At 36.9% G+C, this 21827-nt stretch carries 21 protein-coding genes and 2 tRNA genes; 2 read left to right on the top strand and 21 right to left on the bottom strand.

The window, feature by feature from the left end:
• Positions 1-7: 7 nt before the first annotated feature.
• The 21 genes from MUB18_RS20905 to MUB18_RS20805 form a co-directional block, all read right to left on the bottom strand.
• Positions 8-1057: an endonuclease/exonuclease/phosphatase family protein gene (locus MUB18_RS20905; RefSeq protein ID WP_248754530.1), complete on the bottom strand. Its 1050-nt coding sequence runs from the start codon at positions 1055-1057 to the stop codon at positions 8-10.
• A gap of 197 nt (positions 1058-1254) precedes the next feature.
• Positions 1255-1473, bottom strand: a complete 219-nt coding sequence (locus MUB18_RS20900; protein WP_248754529.1) for a hypothetical protein — start codon at positions 1471-1473, stop codon at positions 1255-1257.
• Between the two features lie 11 nt (positions 1474-1484).
• A complete protein-coding gene (locus MUB18_RS20895; RefSeq protein WP_248754528.1) occupies positions 1485-3764 on the bottom strand; it encodes a cation:proton antiporter in 2280 nt (759 codons plus the stop codon).
• Positions 3765-3856: 92 nt separating this feature from the next.
• Positions 3857-4567: a LytR/AlgR family response regulator transcription factor gene (locus MUB18_RS20890; protein WP_045753491.1), complete on the bottom strand. Its 711-nt coding sequence runs from the start codon at positions 4565-4567 to the stop codon at positions 3857-3859.
• Positions 4560-5276, bottom strand: coding sequence for a sensor histidine kinase (locus tag MUB18_RS20885; protein WP_045753492.1), 717 nt, complete (start codon positions 5274-5276; stop codon positions 4560-4562). The genes MUB18_RS20890 and MUB18_RS20885 overlap by 8 nt, the downstream gene beginning before the upstream one ends.
• 136 nt (positions 5277-5412) lie before the next feature.
• A tRNA-Leu gene (locus MUB18_RS20880) sits at positions 5413-5497 on the bottom strand.
• A 14-nt stretch (positions 5498-5511) separates the two neighbouring features.
• Positions 5512-5587: transfer RNA gene (locus tag MUB18_RS20875), tRNA-Gly, on the bottom strand.
• A 572-nt stretch (positions 5588-6159) separates the two neighbouring features.
• The gene (locus MUB18_RS20870; protein WP_248754527.1) at positions 6160-7887 is read right to left on the bottom strand and encodes a DUF2326 domain-containing protein; all 1728 of its coding nucleotides are present in this window, start codon (positions 7885-7887) and stop codon (positions 6160-6162) included.
• A gap of 236 nt (positions 7888-8123) precedes the next feature.
• Positions 8124-9050, bottom strand: coding sequence for an SMEK domain-containing protein (locus MUB18_RS20865; protein WP_248754526.1), 927 nt, complete (start codon positions 9048-9050; stop codon positions 8124-8126).
• 71 nt (positions 9051-9121) lie between these two features.
• Positions 9122-9358, bottom strand: coding sequence for a hypothetical protein (locus MUB18_RS20860; RefSeq protein WP_248754525.1), 237 nt, complete (start codon positions 9356-9358; stop codon positions 9122-9124).
• A 180-nt stretch (positions 9359-9538) separates the two neighbouring features.
• A complete protein-coding gene (locus MUB18_RS20855; RefSeq protein ID WP_248754524.1) occupies positions 9539-10033 on the bottom strand; it encodes an RNA polymerase sigma factor in 495 nt (164 codons plus the stop codon).
• Positions 10034-10241: 208 nt separating this feature from the next.
• A complete protein-coding gene (locus tag MUB18_RS20850) occupies positions 10242-10616 on the bottom strand; it encodes a recombinase family protein (RefSeq protein ID WP_248754523.1) in 375 nt (124 codons plus the stop codon).
• A gap of 315 nt (positions 10617-10931) precedes the next feature.
• A complete protein-coding gene (locus tag MUB18_RS20845; RefSeq protein ID WP_248754522.1) occupies positions 10932-11732 on the bottom strand; it encodes a PRTRC system ThiF family protein in 801 nt (266 codons plus the stop codon).
• Positions 11729-12439, bottom strand: a complete 711-nt coding sequence (locus MUB18_RS20840) for a prokaryotic E2 ligase family D protein (RefSeq protein WP_248754521.1) — start codon at positions 12437-12439, stop codon at positions 11729-11731. Before MUB18_RS20840 ends, MUB18_RS20845 begins: the two co-directional genes overlap by 4 nt.
• Positions 12423-13526 (bottom strand): hypothetical protein, encoded by a 1104-nt coding sequence (locus MUB18_RS20835; protein ID WP_248754520.1) that lies wholly within the window; start codon positions 13524-13526, stop codon positions 12423-12425. Before MUB18_RS20835 ends, MUB18_RS20840 begins: the two co-directional genes overlap by 17 nt.
• 49 nt (positions 13527-13575) lie before the next feature.
• A complete protein-coding gene (locus tag MUB18_RS20830; RefSeq protein ID WP_248754519.1) occupies positions 13576-13794 on the bottom strand; it encodes a PRTRC system protein C in 219 nt (72 codons plus the stop codon).
• Positions 13781-14311 carry a PRTRC system protein E gene (locus MUB18_RS20825; protein ID WP_248754518.1) on the bottom strand — a complete coding sequence of 177 codons (531 nt, stop codon included), beginning with the start codon at positions 14309-14311 and terminating at the stop codon, positions 13781-13783. The genes MUB18_RS20830 and MUB18_RS20825 overlap by 14 nt, the downstream gene beginning before the upstream one ends.
• Positions 14312-14316: 5 nt before the next feature.
• Positions 14317-14517, bottom strand: a complete 201-nt coding sequence (locus MUB18_RS20820) for a hypothetical protein (RefSeq protein ID WP_248754517.1) — start codon at positions 14515-14517, stop codon at positions 14317-14319.
• Positions 14518-14551: 34 nt separating this feature from the next.
• Positions 14552-14752 (bottom strand): hypothetical protein, encoded by a 201-nt coding sequence (locus MUB18_RS20815; RefSeq protein ID WP_248754516.1) that lies wholly within the window; start codon positions 14750-14752, stop codon positions 14552-14554.
• A 52-nt stretch (positions 14753-14804) separates the two neighbouring features.
• Positions 14805-15875: a DUF932 domain-containing protein gene (locus MUB18_RS20810; protein WP_248754515.1), complete on the bottom strand. Its 1071-nt coding sequence runs from the start codon at positions 15873-15875 to the stop codon at positions 14805-14807.
• A gap of 41 nt (positions 15876-15916) precedes the next feature.
• On the bottom strand, positions 15917-16309 hold the full coding sequence (locus MUB18_RS20805; protein ID WP_248754514.1) for a single-stranded DNA-binding protein: 393 nt from the start codon (positions 16307-16309) through the stop codon (positions 15917-15919).
• Positions 16310-16829: 520 nt separating this feature from the next.
• On the opposite strand from MUB18_RS20805, the gene MUB18_RS20800 reads away from it, so the two are divergent.
• Both MUB18_RS20800 and MUB18_RS20795 read left to right on the top strand, forming a co-directional pair.
• Positions 16830-18422, top strand: a complete 1593-nt coding sequence (locus tag MUB18_RS20800) for a T9SS type A sorting domain-containing protein (protein WP_248754513.1) — start codon at positions 16830-16832, stop codon at positions 18420-18422.
• Positions 18423-18430: 8 nt separating this feature from the next.
• The gene (locus MUB18_RS20795; protein ID WP_248754512.1) at positions 18431-21808 is read left to right on the top strand and encodes a hypothetical protein; all 3378 of its coding nucleotides are present in this window, start codon (positions 18431-18433) and stop codon (positions 21806-21808) included.
• The last annotated feature ends 19 nt before the right edge of the window (positions 21809-21827 follow it).

Below are 21827 nucleotides of genomic sequence, written 5' to 3'. Positions count from 1 at the left end.
TGTACGATCAGCACTTTTCTTTTTTCTCTTTAGCCAGTGCTATATCTTCTTGATCTACATCCAGTGTATTTTCTTCTTGTTCGATATCAGCAGATCTCTCATATTGCAATTCTGTTAAAATCGGGAAGTGGTCCGAATTGAAGTTATACAACCTTTTCATCCGCTTCAATTTAAAATCTGTGCTGCAAAAGATATGATCCAATGGAAAACGCATAAAAAAATGATGCGCATGGAAGGTGTTGAGAAAGAAACGTCCCCTTCTAGGATCTAGCAATTGACTTGTTTTTAAGAATAGTTCAGTCGTATAGCTCCATGCAACGTCATTTAAATCCCCACAAACAATAACCGGTACTTCAGATTTTTCAGCTTCATCTGCAATCATTAAAAGTTCTTTATCTCTTTCCGTTGATCGCGGGTTTTCGTTTGGAACAGGTGGAGTAGGGTGTACTGCATACAATTGGACAAGCTCACCACTCGGTAAAATTACCTTTGTGTGGATTGAGGGAATATCATCTTCAACTAAAAATTTGACTTTACTATCTTTTAGTTCCAATTTAGAATACAAAAGCATACCATAGGTATTGTCGATTGGCTTTTCGATACGAAAGGGATATGCATCCGTAGCCTCTCTTAATTCTTCCATCCACTTATGACTGGTTTCGAGCAAAAGAACAACATCTGCACCCGTCTTTTTAATCTCCGCAATACAACCCTGATAATTGGTGTTATCCTCAAATACATTGGATATCATTATACTGATCGATTGATCAGGTATATCCTTTTTAGCTCTTAAAATTTGCTTTTTTCCAATTGGAGTAAAGGGGAGAATCTGCTTTGTTAAATAGATAATAGTACCAGAAAGCAGCGTAATATAGATGTAGAAAATAGTTGTTTTTTCGCAGAAAATCACTAATAGAACTAATGATACAATCGTGAGCACCAGCTTTTGTAGTCTAGGATATTCAAAAACACGAAATGTCCAATAATCGTTCCTGATTAATGGAACAAAACTTATAATGATCAGAATGGAAGAAAAAATATAAAGAGCTGTGTGCATATGTCATCTATTGTTCGATAAAAATATAAAAATAATCGAGAAAAGCTGACCGGTACACAATAAAATAGCAATTCAGAGGTATGTTATTAAGGTGATCATAGGATCCATTAATTGCTAATCAAATAATTGACTCAAACCATAAAGGAAAGTCTAGAACATAAAATTTCCTTTATGGTGTAAAAACGGATGATCTACTCTTATTCTTCATACAAGCGTTCAACAGCAAACCCATTTTGCTTGAGCTGAAATGCAATCTCAAAAGCTTGAATATTGAGAGCTTCTAATTTTAGTATAAGCCCATTACTGAGTCGCTTAATATTAATGGTAACAATATTTGGGATATTCTTTAAAGTCGCCTCTAATTGATGAATTTTATCATCATTGATAAGCATAGTTTCAAAAATATATTTTTCCATAACAATAAATATTAGGGTTTTAAAATTAATGTACTTGGTAGCTGTTTTGTCCATTGTTCTTTTTCAAAGGAGATCTGTTTCCATGCTAAGAAGCTAATCAGTATAATATCAAAAGAAGAATATACCACATCTTTACGATCTGCTTCATCTATGATATTGATATGATTAGGAGCTGCGTAGTCTAGCGATCGAATCGCTTCCTTAAGTTCTACAGAAGTTTTAATCACTTGATCTTCATCTAAGAAACATACTTTTACATCATTATTTTGGATTAGTTTATGGATATAGATCAATAAGAAACTATCACTGAGAGTTTTGATAGGTACCAGTATATTTTTTACCGCATCAGGAATACCTCGATCGACCAATATCCCACAAGGAATATGAATAGATTTGAGAAGTGCTGTCGTTTTATCTTCAAATCCACTGTGATTAAACAGACTTTCTTTTCCTGTCAATGATCCTAACAATCGTTCAGGATTAACCACTTTACTCGTAAATCCAATGATACTTCCAAGGACAGACCCTTCATAGACGGATTGACCAATTCCAGTTAATAATAAGTCAAAGTCTTCTTCATTAGCCATTTTAGCAATATCTTCATTGATGTTGTCTGTACCTCTAAAAATAGGCGTATAGGGTTGATCTAATTTTTGACTTTCATCGTTTAACAATGAAAAATTATCTCTTTCATATTCTATCGAATTAAACGTATTTAATTCATTCCCTAGAGAAAGGTGTAACGCTGTTACGGTACTATTTTCTTTAGATTTTTTCGTGAGCATATTGGCAATTCGAAGTAGGATTTTACCTGAATTTGGATTGCTAAATGAAATTAAAATGTTGTATTTATTTTTCTTCGATATCAGCGTAGCATTATCTTCTATTTCGGGTTTGAAAAATTTATTAATCAAATCTAATGCTGGTCCAGTCATAAACGTGGTGATCAAGGCCATCAGTACCAATATGGCGAACATTTCATCCGTCAGTACGCCAAGATCATAACCTATATTGAGCGCAACTAACTCCATCAACCCTCTGGTATTCATTAAAGCTCCAATGGTGAGGCTACTGTGCCAATTTTGTCCTACAAACCTTGCAGAAAGCGCACTTCCAATAAATTTGCCCACTACAGCAATCAGGACTACCCAAAAACATGTGTGCCAATGTTCAGCTTCATTGAGCAATCCAATCTGTGTGCGTAATCCCGTAAATACAAAAAATAAGGGTAAAAGAAGTACTTGTGCTACATCCTCTACTTTTTCAATAAATATACTTCTAAAGCTCGTGTTATTGGGCATGATCACACCTGCCATAAAAGCCCCAAATAATGCGTGGATACCAATAACTTCAGTCGTCCAGGAAGAAATGAGTAACGTCAGGAAAAATATGCCTACAATAGATTTTCCCAGACGCTCCTTCGTCGTGTGCAGATCTCCAATACGTTGCAGAAAAGGTTTCACAAATCGTACCATTAAGAAAACGTAGCCAATGGCAAAAGCAATGGTGTAAACAGCACTGATAACAGATCCTGCTTTTACGACTGCTATGACCGCTGCCAAAAGGCACCATGCAGTAATATCATCTGCCGCCGCACAGGTAATAGCCATGGAACCCAATCTTGTCTTGTTCATACCCCTTTCTTGAACAATTCTGGCCAGTACCGGAAATGCTGTAATACTCATCGATATACCAATAAATAAAGCATATGACAAAAAAGAAACGTTATCGGGAGCTGTCGATTGAAAGATCACATAAGCCAAGCCCATTCCAAGCAAGAATGGAAAAATAATACTAACATGACTAATCACAATAGCATCATGAGCTTTATTTTTTAGGATTTTTAGGTCAAGTTCCATACCCACTACAAACATAAAAAGGACGAGACCGATTTGGCTAAGTACACCCAAATTACCTAAAGAACTAACTGGAAAAAGAAATGAAGATATCTCAGGAAAATAATTTCCTAAAAGAGAAGGACCAAGTGCTATACCCGCTACAATCTCTCCAATAACAGAAGGTTGACCTATTTTTTTAAATAATAAACCAAAAATTCGAGCTACAAAAATAATGGTTATGATCTGTAGTATGAGGACTGCTAGTGGGTAGGAAAGATTTTCATGCAAGTGATCTAAAAAATGTGACCAGGCAGAATGTATAGGAACGTTTATATTTCCATGTGTTTCATGTTCAAATCGCGTCCCTTGATGGATAATAAAATAGCCAAGTGATATCCCAATTATTAAAATAATGAGGTAAAAAAACGTAGATCGGTATTTACTATTTAACATATATTTTCCTATTGTAGACAACAAGATAATAGCTGTAAGGTTCTTAACAAACTTAAATTGTATTTTTTGTACCGAACAATAAAAAAAATGTACTAAACAATCAGACTGTTAATAAAATGATCCCTGTAGGGTGCAGATAATGTAAGTTTTATCATCGCAGATGGCTCCTTTATTTTACAAATCACATACTGTGCAGTATACGAAGATACCGTTGCTAATGCAATCACATTTCGCCTATTGATTCGACAGAATTTTCCACTAGGTAAGAGCATCAAGATTTCGTCCAGGCTTATGTTTTTTGCCAGAATATCAGGTCCGTCAGTCATCTTTATATACTTGTCTCTTCTATCATGATCTGCGACTTCGATGTAAGCAATTTGTGAAGTAATGATTCGAGTTTTCCCTTGATTACTATTCAATTCAATGATATCTTCACTGGATACCGCATTTGCTATAATCCATTTCATCGCTTTATCAAAAGCAATTTGCAAGCGATCAGCTTGATAAGGTTTACGTAAATAATCTACAGCATGCAAATCAAATGCATCCGCCGCAAACTCTTTATATGCGGTCGAAAATATAATAGCCTTATTGGGTAAGAGTTTTGCAATATCGAGACCATTAAGATTAGGCATGAGGATATCCATGACACATGTGTTAAAATCAAGCTTGTCGACCTGGTCTAAAAATTTTTGTGGATTATTAAAACTTTTGACAATTTCGACATCCTTAAAATTTCCACATAAAGCCTGAAGATAGCTTAGTGAAGGAAGTTCATCATCCAACAATATACATTTAATCATTCTTATACAGTTTTATTTTTACTGTTACGGTGTAAATATCTTCTTTTTGCTCTGTGTTTAAACTATAATCTTCACCATAAATACTTTTTAATCGTTGTATAAATGTTTTGTTTCCTAAACCACCTAAAGTATTCGTTGTACGTTGTTTTGACTGGATGCGATTAGATACGGTCAGATAAAAATAATCTTCAACAACTTCAAAAACAACAGAGATATAACTATTTTCATTTTGGACATCGGCATGTTTAAACGCATTTTCGATTGGATTGATAGTCATAAAAGGAGCGATCAGCATATCTCCAGCTTCGGGGCTAATTTTTTTACGAATATGCAAATCAAATAAAGGACTGATTTTAAGTTTGTTGATCTCAATCAGATTTTGAGCAAAAGCAATTTCATCCTTTAATTTAACAAATGTGCCATCTGTCTCATAAAGAATATAATCCAGTACATTGGATAACTTATCGAGGGCATGATAACTTTGATAAGCATGCGATTGAATTGCGTTTAATGCATTTTTTAGTAAATGTGGATCTAACTTATAAATAGTTGTTTCATCTGGAAGAGTGATACTATATACATCACGATTCTGTTTAGTAAGTAATTCATTTTGCCGTTTCAAAATGCGGATTTTCCAATATAAAAATACAGTCAATAGCACAAGAACTAAGAATGCAAGAAATAATAAACTATAATAAAAATTGAGCATACTAACTTTATTTTACTTCGAATATAGCAATTTTCTAAAAAGACATTGAATTTTCTGGATTTCAGTTGAAAATTGAAATCGCCAATTGGATCGTTTTTAAAACAAGAAAAGCTCATCTTTTGGATGAGCTTTCTTGTACCTAGGGCGGGAATCGAACCCGCACTTCCTTAACGGAAACAGGATTTTAAGTCCTGCGTGTCTACCAGTTCCACCACCTAGGCAGGTGATATTAATGTGGAGCGAAAAACGAGATTCGAACTCGCGACCCCAACCTTGGCAAGGTTGTGCTCTACCAGCTGAGCTATTTTCGCATTGCTAACAGTCAACAAGTTGTTTTCTGTTTTGGTGATGCAAATATACGGCGATTTTCCTAATATCAAAATTTGAAACCATCATTTTTTAATAATTATATGTAATCGCCTCAAATATTGCAGATTATTTTTTAATGTCAAATTAAATTAGGTAAAGTATCAAGCTATAAACGTGATTTTCGAGGATATAATCTCCCAACGGATAATTATGGTAAACATTTAGGAGCACATCTTAAGAAAAGGTTCGCAAGATTAGATAGTCGATTTTACTTAATTTTGGAAATTTTGATCTATAGATTTAGATATCATGACAAGCATCTCTCATTTTAAGTAAAATCATCGATTAGCAGGAGTACTACCAATGATCCATCCTAAAAAGAGTTATATACAAGAAAAGCTCATCTTTTGGATGAGCTTTTCTTGTACCGTGGATGGGGCATCCTTAGAACTTCTTATTGACTTTTTAAAGGTTTTGAGTAAGGTTTTAGAAAAATAGTTCTCCTTATTCGATATCCCAATATAATCACAACGCCTACTGGAAAGTAGGCGTTGTTTTCGTAGTAAATTTTGAACTATTTAGTTTCATTGTATTTTAATCCCAAAAATCTTTTATCCTTTGTGAATGATGCTCGTTTTACACTATTTACATCGAAAAGCAAGTTGTTTCTTTGAGAAGCAAGTTCTATTAAGTCGCGGTTTAGTGTAACAATATATTGGAATTCATTGGGACTCTTTTCATTGTAAGCATAAAGAAAATTTAAACTCTTTTCAATTGAATCGTCATCTTCAAAAATGTTATCGTGTATTACAAAGCCTGGATGATAAATTTTTGTATATTCATTTAGCATTAAAGATATATCATATATAAAAACCTTCATTCTTTCTGTGGAATGACTACCATCATCATCGGTTCTCATAATAAACTCTACAACATTTTTGTTTTTTGTTGTCTTTATATCAAAATGAGCTTCTCGATTTCCCATTATCTGTTCGTGAATTTTTAAAATCGTTTCTTTGAAACTCTTGATTACTTTTGATTTTTGATACAATTCTTCATCGAAGTCTGAGATTAATAAAGTTTTCTCTGCTTCTAAAAGTTTCTTATCTCTTTCTGCGATATCATACCTTTCAATTAGTGATCGAAGATTGCTTAACTCGCTATTCTTATCATTGAAAATTTTTATCGAAGTTTTCAAATCCCTTAAAACCTCACCATTATCTATTAGGGAAAGCTTTTCAGAATAATCATTGTCAAGCTTTCGGACAACTTCATTTAGCTGATTAAGTTCTGTTTTAAGTGCAACTAATCGATCATTTACAATAGAACTTCTAAAGCCGTCTATTTTATTTTTAAACTCTTTTAAATCATCTAATGATTTTTCTACTAAATCACCGAGTCCCTGTTTAAATTGATTGAATATTATCGAAATTTCATTTTCGTTAATTGTTTCCGGCTTTGGTAATGAATCTATTTGTTTAATTTCATATTTAATAGCTTGTTGACGGGTTCTTAGTTCAGATAATTTACTTTCCAATTTTACTAAGTCTTCTTGAAGTAAGTCAAAAGATTCGTTGCTCTTTAATCCTTCGATGGATTTGTTGACTTTTTGAACTTCACTTTCAAGTTCATTCAAATGAGCTTTAGCATCTTGAATCTTTAGTTCATTGTTTTGTGTTACTATTTTTTTTATTTCGGAAAAATAATCTTTCTTCTTTTTTAGATTCTCATTCAAAGTTCTAATTTCTGAATATTTTTCAAGCCCTAAATTCAAATAAAAAAGATGTGGTCCAAAATCTGGCGGAATCCTCTTTTTTGTGTCATGGCATTGAACTAAATCTTTAAATTCCGATCTTTCGTCTCTGATAATTGGTTGTAATAGATTTCTAAAACTCAATCGCTTTAGATTTACGGGGAATTTTTCAAAATATAAATTTCCTAAATAGTCTGAAGCGTCATCTAATCTCTCAAAATTCTTTTCTTCTCCATTTACTAAGATGGAAATTTGATCTTGATTCTGTATTGATCGGGAAATAGTTAATTTCTTGTCATTAAAATCCAGATCTAACTTAATTTTGCTGTCCGTTATTTCAGCATACTTCTTAGGAATTAAGTTTAATCTACTATCTGTTATTCTTTTAAGTAAACAAAAATTTATGCATTCTATGCAAATAGACTTTCCTACACCAATTTTCTTATTGGTGCTTTCCGCTTCTTCCCCCATAATAATATTGACACCATATTCGAATGTAATTGGCTCAAATATTTCAGGTTCACTATATAGTCTATTAATTTTAATCATTTTTGTTTGCGAACATAGATAAAAGGTTCCTTAAAGTCAATTATTCCTGAAGAATATAAAAATGCAAGTCCAAAAAATAAGTGTCGATAACGTGTAATATTATATTTTTTTAGATCCTTAGATAATTCGAAAATAGAAATCTTGTCAACTTTTTGACGTTGAATGTTTTTCAAAATCAAAGAAGCAACATACACTGAGGAGGTTTTTATATTTTCGTCTTTAGATATTAACATCTTTTAATTATTTGGAAATACATTACAATTAATCAACTCATCTAATAGATAGAATTTTATGGCAATCTTATCAAATTTAATCCCATTTTCCGAAAGTTTGTCGTAAATAATTTCAACAAATTTTTCTAATGCGATTTGTGGATTATTACCTTCCGAGGTTAAAATTTTATCACTTTCATCCTTTAAATAACTTGATATTTTAATTGCTTTTACACCATCAATACCTTGTTTACCTTCCAATAATGGTTGCTGGTAGACGGTACAAAGTTCCGAATATAAATTTATCAAAAAAACACTATGCTCAGAAAACCTATTGTAAATTTTAAACTGAGGATCTACAATTTCAGGTTTTTGAGATATACTCCGGTTGTCATCTTTGCTTAAATATTCAATCAAAGCCATAATAGTTTCAACCTCGTTAGATTCTGTGTTTTTTCTCTCTTGTAATATCTGTTCGTTGAGAAAATCAGCAATACTTTTAAGTTTATTTAAGTCGGTAATGTTATTTATTATTGATAAAACCTTCTTTATATCCCAAACATCTTCTTTGTGATCAAAGTTATTACCAAATTTAGTTCTATAATTTTTAGCATCTTTGGATATTAAAAGAAGCTTCAATTTATAATCTTTGTGTTCAGATTTTTTGTAGAACCCTGTGACTGCTTCTGTTATTTTCTTGTTGTCATTTTGGGAAGTTACTTGGATTGCCAGCTTGTTTTTACTATCGATTAGATCGATATAAGCAAAATTATTCTCTATGAAGTTGGTGTTGTCAAATTCGTAACCAAGTTTATTGAAAAAGTCTCGGTAGAAATTTTCAGCATAGACATTTATATCTGTTAAATTCAGAGAATTAAAAAGTTCAACCTCGGTTTTAAGATAGGCTAATCTTCTTCCAATTAAAGTTAAATAAGATTGTCTGTTATTCATAAAGAATAATTATGGCTTTTTTGTCAAAGATAGAAAATTAAAAGCGATGTTAGATGTCACTAATTTATGCTTTACAGGGAGAGATTATTATTAGCAAATTGCTTAATTGCAGCACAGGTTTCGTAATCTTCTTTTTTATCGGCGATTTTGTTAATTAACCTTAGAACTTCAATAGGTGGATTTCTTTGGGTTAAAATTTCTACTCTTTGATCTTTTTCCGGGATACTTCTTAGTAAGGCAGAGATTGCTTCGGCTATTTTTTCTTGCGACTGATTGTGTAGCTCATCAAGTTTATCTAAATGTTTCATGTGACTTCGGATTTTTAGTGTGTTTTTTACTGATTGTTTTTTTCTTGGATTAAAATTTATATTGTGTCCTATTCTTATTTAGCAGTTGTTCATGTTGGATAAGGTCAAAAGTAACGGATTATAGTTAGTTATTGGATTTAATAATCACAAATTGCAGTATTTAGTATTGTTGTATCCTGATCAAAATTTATAACCCTGTTGTCTGTATAAAGTTTTTACCCTTGTCTTTATCCTTATTAACCTCACTCTTACATTCACTTCAGACAAACCTAATTTCTTTGCTGTCTCTACATGAGGAAGACCTTTCAAATAGCAGATAAGCAAAGACCTTTCTAAAGGTTTTAACGATTTCAATATTTGCATGAAATTTCGATGACTATTTTCTTTTTCAACATCGTAATCGTCAGTGAATGTATCCGGTATTGACAAAGGGTAATATAGGTTAGGTTTTTTTCTTTCTGCCTCTAAGCTTTTTATAGCTGTATTGATGGCAACACGAAACATCCATGTGGAGAATTTGCTTTCCCCTCGGAATTTGTTGTATGAACGCCAAAGCTGAACAATAATGTCTTGTTTGAGATCTTGTTGATCTTGTTTGGTGTGAGCATACATCTTTATTATCTTATATAAGATACCTTTATGTTTTTCTAAGTAACCCAGAAAAAGTTCTTCCATCGTTTTTTGCATGGTTAGGCTATACGCATTTGGTGGAAACAAATAAATAAATGTTCCACGTTTAACTAATCGCTTAAATAGATGGGTTTACTTAGGTTTAAAAATAATATGAACAGGTTTTTGGATAGTCTGTCAGAGTTTAATAATTATGACTCATCAATATAAGGTAAATCAAAAGATGATGTGTAAAGGATAATACCGGATTATACTAAAGCTTTAATTTCGCTGTTGCTCCAAGTTCAGCGATGTAATTGTCCTGAACAATTGCATAAGGTCTGACACCAAGTCGTTGCAAAGTGGTAATCATTTGGTAGGCATTTGCCATGTTACGGCTGAATTTATCCCAATGGGTAAAAAGTATCATATCGGACTGTTTACGTTTTTTACGTAATATGGATAATAATTTTGCCCAGGCGGGGCGTTCGAATGTTTCGGCTGAATAATCCTCGTAAATAATATAACGTATCTCTATGTCGTTATTGATACAGTATTCTTTTAATGAATCTTCCTGTTTACGCTGCGCCAAATCTTTGTCGGAATCTTCTTCTGAGTCTACTCTAATGTATAAGTCTGCTATTTTCATAATGCTGATAGTTTATTGGTTAAAATATTGTTTGCTAATTGGTTATGGTTAATTTACGAAATTTATTTTAATCAATAGTGTTAACGTACCTAAATTCTCTCTATTTCAATTTTGCGATATAGGCAATTCAATTTGATAGTTTGAACTTCTATAAAGCGATCGCTCTTGTATAAAAGCATTGGGAATTCTAAAAAGGCTCCAAGAATTTTAGCGGTTTTCTTTTGCTTCTTTTCTTTGCCGCGTCAAAAGAAAAGAAGTTCCCGACAATCTGGACAACTTTATCCGACTGCGGAAACCTTAAACAGGCTTATATTTTTATTGGACTCTTATCGGCTCGGTACGGAAAGTGGCAAGGTTAAGGAAAAAGCCGCGATAGGGTGTCATTCCATTTCGGAACATATCCCACAATAAAGAGCCTGCCATATTAACAAGGGTTGAGTTAATGAATAAATCCTGTTTTTCCAGTGCGTCTGCTATGGAACAGCTTGGTACATCTGTTTCATCCTGTGAATTTAAAATTTCTGCATATTCCTCCGTAACCATTGGAAGATAGGATACAGGCTTATACAGTTTCGATTTCGGCTGTTCGATATAGCCCAATGTCGAAAGTATTACCTGTCCTGTTTTTAACGAATTTCCCAAATCCATCCAATATAAGGGCGTGTCCCGTTGGTTTCTTCCCGATGGTAGTTTCTTTAGAATATCTGCAATAACAAATCTTGCATCAGCCGAATCTACACAGGAAATATACAGGTTTGCCCTGCCGTGATTAGGCATTGAACGGAGTTTGCCTTTTTCAAAGCGATACGTTATCGCTTTCCAGTCCGTTCCGAAAAATCGGTTTATTCGGTTAATGAGTACTACGGATTTATACAATCCCAGTTCCGATTCTGCGAATAGCTGTCGTCCCTGATTAGCTTCCGTTACTGTATCATCGTCAAATATATTTAATTGGATGCCTGGGTGTCCCAAAGCGATAAGGCTATGGTTCATTCGGGCAAGAGCCGTGAGCATGGCATTGCCCGACCCCCCTGCACCAATGAGATTGATTGTTATCGGGTTTGTTGGATTTAATAGGTAACTATCCACGTAGTGCATTGCGGTTTGTGTTTTCATTTTATGATGCTTTTTAGGGTTAAACCATTTTTTAAAAGTGCCTTTTTGGGAAACTTTTTCTTTGTATTAACAAGGCTCTGCCAAATCTGAATGAGGTTTCCTTTGGCGGGTTTTGAGTTTAGGAAGTGGCTGAAATAACTATTGTAAAAATAGTTCTGCCAATTCTGCATGAAATCTTCCAACGTGTGTCCCAGTTTAATATCAATCTTTACGTTTCCCATGCAAACTTTTCCGCTATTATCGATGTTTGGGAATGGTGCGTTATATAGTTCCGTAGTGATTTCTATATTTTCCTCAACAATAGCATATACGCTAAGCGAATCTTTTGAAGCCTTCCAAACCATTGCCGGAACAAAAAACTTTCCTTCGGTAATACCGAAATTTTTGGTGAAGAAAAGTTCGGTCTGCAATTCGGGAGTATGCCAAATTACGCTACTGTTATAGTCGGGGTCAATATGCAGTACATTAGTAGGCATTAGTCCTTTTGGTCGTAGATAATTTCTGTTCATCTGTTCGGATTTATCCAGTGCCTTTGCGAGGTTTCCGCATTCCGAAGCTGTTAACGGATGTGCATTAACGGGGTAGCCGTTTTCATCCATATCAAAACTTTCTACATAGACAGCACTTTTTTTTCTTGGTATTCGATAAATTACGAAAGCCTTTACAGGTTTGTAAAGCGAGCCGAAATCATTAGTTATTGTTTTCATTGTTCATTTCAGTTAAAAGGGTGCATAAATCTTCTAAAAAAGGAAACATCAAGGCTTCAAACTGTAAATCAACCCGTTCGATTTCGTTCGTGTCAAAGTGTATGATATAACGGGGTTCTTCTTTCTCTGAGCAGTTACCCAATTCATCATTAATAGATTGCGACATATTGTTAAATAATAAACCTGTGTTATCGGAGATAAAGGAAACGTATTGCTGTCCCGTAATAATGTAATCTTCATCATCTTCCTCGAAAGTTGTAAAATGATCGAACAGTTTTCGCTTGGGATAATTTTGCATCATCTGACAAGCCCTTTCTGCCAATAAAAGGCATTCTCTGTCAAATTGTGAATGCGGGGTAAATCTGTCTATGCGTTCAGCAAAATTGTCTACATGATAGTAGCTGTAAATTCTTCTCAGCATAACATCCCCTATGTAAAAAGCAGCGTCAATTTCCTGATAGTTCTGTACTACTTCTTCCTCATCATCCCATCCATCCGCAAGCCAATCGACCTGAAATTCGTACCATCTGAAAAGCTCACTTTCTTCCTCCCGATAGTAAGGTATTCCTGCGATGTGGTATAAGTAGCTAAACACAGATAGCAGTAATTCTGCCGCCTTTTTATTCTTTCTGCTCCGTATTAGTCTGTAAACAGGTGCAACGGGTATATAATATAAACGGTATCCTGTACAATATCCAATATCAGCAGTAAGCCTTATTTTTCCATATTCAGATACGGTTATCATCAGGTCAACATCCAGTTGACCTTCTGCACGTTGAACTTTAGTAAAAGCATCCTCGTAAGCCATCAGGATATTATAAGGGTAGGGGAATTTATCCGTATCAATGGTTTGAAATCCATATATTGATTTTAGAAATTCGAGAGAATCAAAGAAATCCTTTTCCGTGGATTCTTTAGGAGGTAGTTTTTTGCCTACCTCCAGTAAAGGCAAAAAGCGGTGTTTTAAAAAATCATTGGAAGTAACGGTAGCGGAGCCGATTTTGATTTTGTGTTCAGAATTTGGTCGGCATCTTTTATGCCGTCCATTGCATCCACGAACTTTGCTATATTTTGTTGAGTTTTCCATTGCTGATATTTTTTAGTTCCGAGTTTTGGTATTGCATTACGTATCGTTCTCATCCTTTTGTGCCGATTTGAGTTAAGAATTTATACTGTATGGTATCGTTTTCGATTTTTGGACCTTCTATTGTAGCCGTTGTCAGGATAGGGTAGGTCTGCGCATAAAAATTCAATACATTTTCGGGCGTAAAATCAGGGGACGGATCGGAGAGTTTTATCTCCTGTAATTTATCTTTAAAGATAAATAGGCGTGGAAGTACTTTAGCTATTAACATGGCTTTCGGATTTTGGTGAATTAAATAAATCGGGTGCAAACTGAGCCGATAGGCTTGCTCTACGAGCGCGGATTTCTTCTGTATGTTCGGGGAATTTTTCTACTGGTGGGACTTTCATCCATGCCTGTTGAAACTGTCCTTTTGTTTCCAGTTCGTCAACCTCTTTCATAGCTTTTTCGTACGGGTTGATTGCTTCGGCTTTTTCGGGTTTCGGAGACTTTGACTCTGTGCTTACCTTAATTTTGTCCCGTTCCTTTACATAGGCTTCCATATTGGTAAGAAGTTGTGCTGTGTCCTGTATAGGTTTTTGAATGGCTTGGAAAAAGCCGTTATCCAGTTCCTCTGCCGTACCTCTTAAAATTAAAGGGAGTATGTTTTTTTTGACGGTATCACCTGCCTTTTTATTTAAAAAAAGTACCGAAACAACAAGGCTGTTTTCTTTGTCGTGTGCTACTGTAATTGTCCAGTCACCCTCAATCTGAAGGGCGTTAATGGACTGAAAAAAGGTATTGCTCATGGCGTTTACTGTTTGTTTTTGTTATCAATATTTGTTCTAATTGCAACCAATTTTTCGTATAAATCCTGCCAGTACAACTGTGTAGTATCTACTTTTACGAAGTGTTCATTGTAATGGCTGTATTTTCTGTATGTATCGGCTTGTTTTATAGCTTTCTCTAGGTCAGTTATTTCTAACTCATTTCCTTCTCTGTCTTTAACTGTCATAATTTCTATGTTTTGATTAAACTATCTGTGACTTTTAAAGATTCTGCCAAACCTGCGCTGTAATAAGTTTTGCTAAATCTTCTGTTAATTCCTCCATTTTTAAAACCTGAAACGGTGTTATATCGCCTGTTTTTGTTTCGGCAATTCGGTGTACTTCATCAAAAGCGCTATTAATAGCTTTGTCCGCTTCCAAGCGAGCCATTTTTAAGAGTTTCTTATGCTTAATTTTTTTCATCACATACAAGTTTTAAGAGCGACCACCTCGAAAGGCGGTCGCCAAAGGGTTACTAATTCATCATCAGCGCATTTTCACCGATTCGGGTAAAATCATTACACAGATTAAATGCTGTCTGTGCGCGTAATTGTGCTGTTCCGCCCAACAGGATTGATTTTACCTTTGCTTCATCATCCGTATATTTTCTGACGTTTTGGAAATAACCAGTGATGCTATTGTACGCCCCGAAAACGGTTCCTTTGGTTGTTTCCAGTTGTTGAGTAGGGTTGCCCATAGCGTATTCAAAAGCAGCATCTACCATATTGATGTACTGGGTTGAAAGTTCTTCCTCATTACCTTCCAATACATTTTTAAGTACATCTTTACTTGGCGCAAGTGCAATTTCAATCAGTCTTTTCACTTGATCATCCGATATACGTACGGTTGTCCAATGGTTGAAAATGTCCTGTATCTGAGTAGAAAGATTGTCCGTAATGCCCATTAATTTGTGTGCTTGCTCTAAACGGCTTTTTGCGTTTGCCGTGTGTCGTATGCGTACCGCATTGGTCATATTACGCATGGCTGCGTTTAAGGTGTTCATACACACTATGCGGATGGGGGTAAATGCCGCGGTAATGCTTCCCGAACCATCATGCGAGGTGGTGAGAAATAAATACTTTTCGATTAAATCCTCTTTACCCACACGGATATAATTTGGAAGTTTAGCCGTAATAAATATTTTTTCACCATTACCCAAAGCGCCCGCCGTTTCGTACATAATACCGTCACCACCGCCGACAATGGAATCGAAAAACGAAAACGCGTCCCGATTCTGTACGATATGGTAGTCTTTGCCTACTACACCTAACACGGTATTGTTGTCGGTACGTACTGTTGAGTAGTAGTTAGGTACATTCAATTCGATCGGTTCTGTTTCCATTCCCGAATCACCTATTGATATTATAGAACCTTGTGTGTACATTGGAGTTTTGATCACATCAAAATCCAACCCTGCGAACCGCATTGCATCTGCGCTTGTCGGGTATTCCGATACGATCTGCCCTAGATTGTGCCATGCTTTTTGTTTCACACTGAAAAAACTATGCTGTCCTGTTGTCTCGTTGTAATTAATATTGTGTGCCATGATTTCTAAAATTTAATTGTTAAATACTTTTACATTGAGGGTTAAAATGGTAAACCGTCATTACTGTCGATTTCTTCCTGTGGTAGGTTCGGTTGAGCGGAAGGGGTTTCGTTCTGTGACTTTTTAGGGAAAGCCAAAACTTTGAAGTCCGTTACATGAAAGGTCAATGTTCCTTTTGCTTCACCGTTATTTGACAAGTAGGTATTAATCCCTACACGTCCGGTTAGTTGCATCAAAGTACCTTTCTGTAATTTCTTTGCCCTGTTGGGATTGATCCAATACGAACACGAGAAATAGTTGGTAATTTCGACAGGTTCTGTACTGCCTTTAGCTTTGTAGCGATTGTTCTCTGCGATACTGAAGTTTGCTACCTGTTTGTTTGCGGAGGTGGTTTGTACCATTACGTCCGCTGTTAATCTGCCTGTGATTTCCATGATAAGAGATTTTAGTTTATTACTACTTTTTCTTCTCTCCCTTTTCCATGTTTTTTTTTCCAAAAAAGCTTTTATTCAAAAGAAAAAAACGGAAAAAAAAGAAAGCAAGTGGACAGCGGCTAGGTTCGTTGACGGTGGGCTATAAGTCCAGAAGGGTGGCATTGTGAGCAATGCCATTATGCGCCCAACGTAACGAAAGCCGCTAACTTAGCTTGGCTTTTTAGTCCGTTTCGCATTGAATAAATGTCATTTGAAGAAACTTCTTTCAAGTTTTACTACAGTTTAGCGATGCTTAAAATGGCTGCTATGAAGATGATTAGATGTCAAAAGAATATGCTTGTATTCCTGTGTGTTCCAATTGGGCAAAAAGCAATGCGTAATTTTGACTAATCATTACGTAATTATACGTAACGACTTGATTTTCAAAAGGGGAAAAAGCCCCATTTTTATATTTTGACTTGCTTCGTATGGTAAAATTGCTCTATGTTTGGCGTTCATAAACTCACATAAAACATTCACCATGTCTTACTCATTTAAGTGCAGGTTTCAATTCCTGCTCCTGCTATTGGCATGTCCATTTTTAGGATTTTCCCAGGATATACTTTGGGAAAAGTCGTACGGCGGAAAGCACGCCGAATTTTTAGCAGATGTACTGCCCACCCCCGACTATGGGTTTCTTTTAGCGGGAAGTTCCTTATCCGAGAAAAACGGTAACAAGGAAATGGCTTCGAGCGGTAATTTCGATTACTGGCTCTGGAAGATGGACGAACACGGTTCCGCCGAATGGCAAAAAAGCTATGGCGGATCCGGTATGGATTTTCTACAAAGTGTACTATTAACAGCCGATGGCGGCTTTATTTTGGCTGGAATCTCCCAATCAACAGAGGGAGCTGGTAAAAAAGAGAAATCTCGTGGTCAAGACGATTTTTGGATTATTAAGCTCGATGCAAAAGGAGGTGAACAATGGCAGCGCACCATCGGTGGCAGTGGTCAGGAACAGGTAGCCACCATACGCAGAACTAAAGACGGGGGCTATATTGTTGGCGGATCATCGGCATCGGGCAAATCGGAAGACAAAACCGAAGAAAACTTCGGCAATTTGGACTACTGGGTGATTAAACTTGCTTCCGATGGAAAAATCGAATGGCAAAAATCCTATGGCGGTAAAAACCTTGATCAGCTTAAAACAGTTGAACAAACCCCGGATGGTGGCTATATCATAGGAGGCTATTCAAATTCTCCGGCTTCGGGCAATAAGCTTAACGATAACATCGGTGCAGGAGATTATTGGATTATCAAAACCGATAAAAGCGGTGCTATCGAATGGCAACGGACAGTTGGCGGTGACGGTGACGATCATTTATCGGCACTGATCCAATGTAAAACGGGCGGTTATCTTTTGGGCGGCAGTTCCAATTCGAATCCGTCGCATGATAAAAGCAAAGCCAATGGCAAAGGTACCGACTTTTGGTTGGTACGATTGGACACTGACGGCCAAACCATCTGGCAGGAAACCTACAACAACGGTAATAGCGATCTACTGACCTCAATCATAGAAAATGATGATCAAACTTTACTAATTGGGGGCTATGCTACTACCGAGGTAGCAGACGGGAAAAAAGATAAAAAAGACATCAACGACTATGTTGCCCTAAAGATTAATGACAAAGGCGAAGAACTATGGAGTAAAACCGTAGGGAGTGATGGTGAGGACATTTTGAGTCGATTAGTTGAAACCCGTGATGGCGGCTACCTATTAGCCGGAACGTCTAAAGGAAAACCATCGCGCGATAAAAACGGCGGCAATGGTGGTAGCGACTTCTGGGTCGTAAAACTTAAAGACCGTTATAAAAAAGAGCTGGACAAACCGGCTATTGAAGCCTTACCCAACCCGGCGCAACAATTTACCAACATCATTGTGGGTTACGATTTCCAGACGGGAACCGCTTCGGTATTCGACCTATCGGGACGTCAACTGCAACAGTTTTCGATCGACAGTCGCACGGTACCGGTTGACTTAAGTCAGTACCCGGAAGGCATCTATATCGTTGAGATCCGTACCAACGTACAACACAACTCGGTAAAAGTGATCAAGGGTATCCAACCTAAATAAGAAATCATATGAAAAAAATACTACTCACCTTACTGCTTTTAGGGCTTTATGGGACAACTATGGCCCAGGAAACACCTCCACCGAGCCCTACCGCAATGGTCGTACCTGATGTTACCAAACCTTCAGTGGACGCCTTTGCCTTAACCAAATTCGGGGATATCCCGATTAATGAATACACTGGAATGGTTAATGCTTCGATTCCGCTGTATACCCTGCAATCCGGACATCTGTCTTTACCGATAAGTCTAAATTATAATGCCGCTGGGGTTAAAGTAAGCCAACCGGCCACCTGGACGGGAATTAACTGGACACTTAGCGCTGGAGGGGTGATCACCCGTACGGTAAATGATAAACCCGATGAAGCCGAGTATCTGGAAGGCCGCCTGACCGCTGAAATGATCGATCCCAATGGTCTTTATAACGGTTCTTCACATGCTATCTGGTTAAACCGGATTTTTGCAAAGCTACGCAGGATATGGGATGTGAAGCCCGATCAGTTTTATTTTAATTTTCCGGGCTATTCCGGTAGCTTTTTCTTTGACGCGGATTTTGTCCCACGTCTGACTAAAGCGGATAGCAACCTTAAAATTGAAATAATGGGAAGTGATTCTGATAACAAGGTTCGTTTCCGTCAGTCGCAGGAATTTCGTTTGATCACCCCGGAAGGAATCAAATATTATTTTGGAGGTGCTACTGCCACCGAAACCACCTTTGTCGGGACGCGTATGGATAACCCATATGTACCAACGGCTTATTATCTAACCCGGATTGATCATCCGGAAAGTGGTACCATCCACTTTGAATACAACTCGGATTCCGTAAACAAAACCATCCGTATGGATCAGGTGGAAAACCTGACTATTAAAGTGTATGAATTTGATACCAGTAACCGCGATTGTGTTCGTCCGCCAACGGTTGAACAGGATCATACCACCACAATTAATAATACGATTACCGCTAATGGAAAGACTTTAACCAAGATAAAAGGAGCTGGCTCCGAAATTACGTTTAACAGCACCAATGGTTCTTCATTACATTATCGAAAAGTGTTAAACAGTATTGAAATTAAACAGGGAGCAGCGGTGGTCAATACGATCAACTTAACCTATCTGTTCCCAGGTTTACCAACCTTTTCAGAGCGTTTTTTTCTGACCAAAGTCGAGTTCAATAAAAATAACAACTATGGTCACGGACGTAAATACGAACAATATACTATGGAATACGATGATCCGTTAGCATTACCAACCCGGACGAGTTCGGCGCGCGATGCACTAGGATATTATAACGGTAAAACCTTTAATTCGACGGCACTGCCACAGAACAACGACTTGTACTTCCATAATTACTATCCGAATCTTGCCGACAGAAGCTCCGATTTTGCCAGTGCGGTAAAAGGATCGTTAAAGAAAATTATTTATCCGACCGGAGGATATTCGGAATTTGAATACGAAATGGAAAAATCCAAAGATTATGTTGATGGAGGAATCACAATGGATATCTGGCGTAACAATCCGGGGAGAAATCCGGTGAACAAAACATCGGTAAACAGTACGATTACAGGGGATTTATACCAAAATCCGGATGGAACCTTTGGCTTCACAGGTGCTTTTGAAAACCAGACCATCAAAGGGATTATCAATGTACTTTCGAATAGTCAGATGGGACATACCGATGTTATTGTGTTGAAAATTTCGGATTTATCAGCGAATACCATACAGGAGATTACCTTCCGCATGCCGGATGGCAACCAGGAGATAGGAACCGGTAGGTATGATTTTTCAAGGGAGTTTACTTTTGATATTATAAAAGACCACCAATATGCTTTCCAACTCTATAACAACTACCAGTTTTCGACCACGCAGTTTGATGCGCAACTTTATTTTACCTATCGCAAAGGAACCAAGTTAATAGACGACGGAAAACTGCGGGTAAAGCGTACAACGGATTATACGACCGCAAGTGAGCAGGCTTTTGTAAAACGGTACTACTATACTTCCATGGAAGATTATTTTAAAAATCCACTGGATCTGGTAACCTTTAAAAAGAACCACGAGTATATTACCGATTGGCAATTGACCAAATGTTGTAATGGAGGTGGCGAAGCGCCACTGGAACAAAAGCAACAGTTTGAGATCAACTTTAGAACGTTTTCGTCCAATCCGCTTACCCCAATTAGCGAACTGGAGCGTAACTACGAGCACGTACTGATCAGCTATGGTGGCGATAACTTTGAACTGGGTGGAAAATACAAACGCTTTAATAACTCCGTTTTGGGAGTAAATATGGATATATACCCGATACATCAAACGGTATTCCAGCAGGAACGCGCCAGCTATAAAGGAAATGCCGGGGATATTTACCAGGGCACCTTACTGGAAGAGATTGATCTGACAAAACGCGGCAGCACCTTGTATAAGGTTCGCCAAAAAAACTGGCAATACCGTTATGAAGATCAGGCGAGCATCACTGGTGTTATCGGAGGATATGCCTACTTTAACTGTTTGTTCAAACAAAGTGGAATTACCAACTTTGACCTTCGTAAATATCAATTGTTATCTCGAAAAGTACAGTTAGTCAAAGAGAAAACATATGATTTTACAACACCGGTACTCTATACGGTGAATCCTGACAATACTCCGGATGCTTATTTGTCCACTACAACTGACTATTGGTATGATGGGCTAATCGGTTTACCGACCATGATTGTAACCACCACAAGCGAAGATGGGATGGTAAGTCGTGTACATTACACGTATGCGGATCAGGTGCATCTGGTGCCGGATGCGACACCTGCACAGATCACGGCTCTTAATAAGCTTGTCGAATTAAATAAAGTATCGGAGCCGATTACGGTTCGAACTTTCTACGGACTTGCTAATGGCATTCCACCTTTGACCGGAACCAAAGTCACGTATTATAAAAGCTGGAACGATAACCCGAACCGAATCCTACCGGAGCTAGTGCGTTTTTCGAAAGGAAGCGGCGCTTTGGAAGATCGGGTGCTGATTGAAAAATATGATGCCTTTGGAAACATGACACAAGTCCGGCTTAAAGATGGTGCCCCTACCTATTACCAATACAACAATCGTAATCAGGTAACGCTTAAAATTGAAAACTACGCCCCGGCTGATCCCGTTGACGGAAATGAGGGAGTGTTTATACCGGAACCAACACCGGGAGGTCCTTGTACGATAAGTCAAAGTTTTCCCGGATGTATCGTAACCTTTTATTACTATGATTCCACGACGTATTTGTTAAGCCGAATACTGGATACTAACTGTAGAAATACCTACTATGAGTATGATAGTCTGATGCGTTTAAAGCGTATTAAAGATCATGATGGCAATATTATCGAAGAGTATGATAATAATTACCGAACCAACTAAAACCAGTCGTATGAAAAAA

Source organism: Sphingobacterium sp. PCS056 (assembly GCF_023273895.1).
Classification (GTDB): domain Bacteria; phylum Bacteroidota; class Bacteroidia; order Sphingobacteriales; family Sphingobacteriaceae; genus Sphingobacterium.
This window is presented reverse-complemented; position numbering and strand designations above follow the sequence as displayed.

Bases quoted from the DNA above. Each gene is read 5' to 3' on its own strand.
- MUB18_RS20905 (WP_248754530.1), bottom strand. From the start codon at position 1,057: ATGCACACAGCTCTTTATATTTTTTCTTCCATTCTGATCATTATAAGT.
- MUB18_RS20900 (WP_248754529.1), bottom strand. From the start codon at position 1,473: ATGGAAAAATATATTTTTGAAACTATGCTTATCAATGATGATAAAATT.
- MUB18_RS20895 (WP_248754528.1), bottom strand. From the start codon at position 3,764: ATGTTAAATAGTAAATACCGATCTACGTTTTTTTACCTCATTATTTTA.
- MUB18_RS20890 (WP_045753491.1), bottom strand. From the start codon at position 4,567: ATGATTAAATGTATATTGTTGGATGATGAACTTCCTTCACTAAGCTAT.
- MUB18_RS20885 (WP_045753492.1), bottom strand. From the start codon at position 5,276: ATGCTCAATTTTTATTATAGTTTATTATTTCTTGCATTCTTAGTTCTT.
- MUB18_RS20870 (WP_248754527.1), bottom strand. From the start codon at position 7,887: ATGATTAAAATTAATAGACTATATAGTGAACCTGAAATATTTGAGCCA.
- MUB18_RS20865 (WP_248754526.1), bottom strand. From the start codon at position 9,050: ATGAATAACAGACAATCTTATTTAACTTTAATTGGAAGAAGATTAGCC.
- MUB18_RS20860 (WP_248754525.1), bottom strand. From the start codon at position 9,358: ATGAAACATTTAGATAAACTTGATGAGCTACACAATCAGTCGCAAGAA.
- MUB18_RS20855 (WP_248754524.1), bottom strand. From the start codon at position 10,033: ATGGAAGAACTTTTTCTGGGTTACTTAGAAAAACATAAAGGTATCTTA.
- MUB18_RS20850 (WP_248754523.1), bottom strand. From the start codon at position 10,616: ATGAAAATAGCAGACTTATACATTAGAGTAGACTCAGAAGAAGATTCC.
- MUB18_RS20845 (WP_248754522.1), bottom strand. From the start codon at position 11,732: ATGAAAACACAAACCGCAATGCACTACGTGGATAGTTACCTATTAAAT.
- MUB18_RS20840 (WP_248754521.1), bottom strand. From the start codon at position 12,439: ATGAAAACAATAACTAATGATTTCGGCTCGCTTTACAAACCTGTAAAG.
- MUB18_RS20835 (WP_248754520.1), bottom strand. From the start codon at position 13,526: ATGGAAAACTCAACAAAATATAGCAAAGTTCGTGGATGCAATGGACGG.
- MUB18_RS20830 (WP_248754519.1), bottom strand. From the start codon at position 13,794: ATGTTAATAGCTAAAGTACTTCCACGCCTATTTATCTTTAAAGATAAA.
- MUB18_RS20825 (WP_248754518.1), bottom strand. From the start codon at position 14,311: ATGAGCAATACCTTTTTTCAGTCCATTAACGCCCTTCAGATTGAGGGT.
- MUB18_RS20820 (WP_248754517.1), bottom strand. From the start codon at position 14,517: ATGACAGTTAAAGACAGAGAAGGAAATGAGTTAGAAATAACTGACCTA.
- MUB18_RS20815 (WP_248754516.1), bottom strand. From the start codon at position 14,752: ATGAAAAAAATTAAGCATAAGAAACTCTTAAAAATGGCTCGCTTGGAA.
- MUB18_RS20810 (WP_248754515.1), bottom strand. From the start codon at position 15,875: ATGGCACACAATATTAATTACAACGAGACAACAGGACAGCATAGTTTT.
- MUB18_RS20805 (WP_248754514.1), bottom strand. From the start codon at position 16,309: ATGGAAATCACAGGCAGATTAACAGCGGACGTAATGGTACAAACCACC.
- MUB18_RS20800 (WP_248754513.1), top strand. From the start codon at position 16,830: ATGTCTTACTCATTTAAGTGCAGGTTTCAATTCCTGCTCCTGCTATTG.
- MUB18_RS20795 (WP_248754512.1), top strand. From the start codon at position 18,431: ATGAAAAAAATACTACTCACCTTACTGCTTTTAGGGCTTTATGGGACA.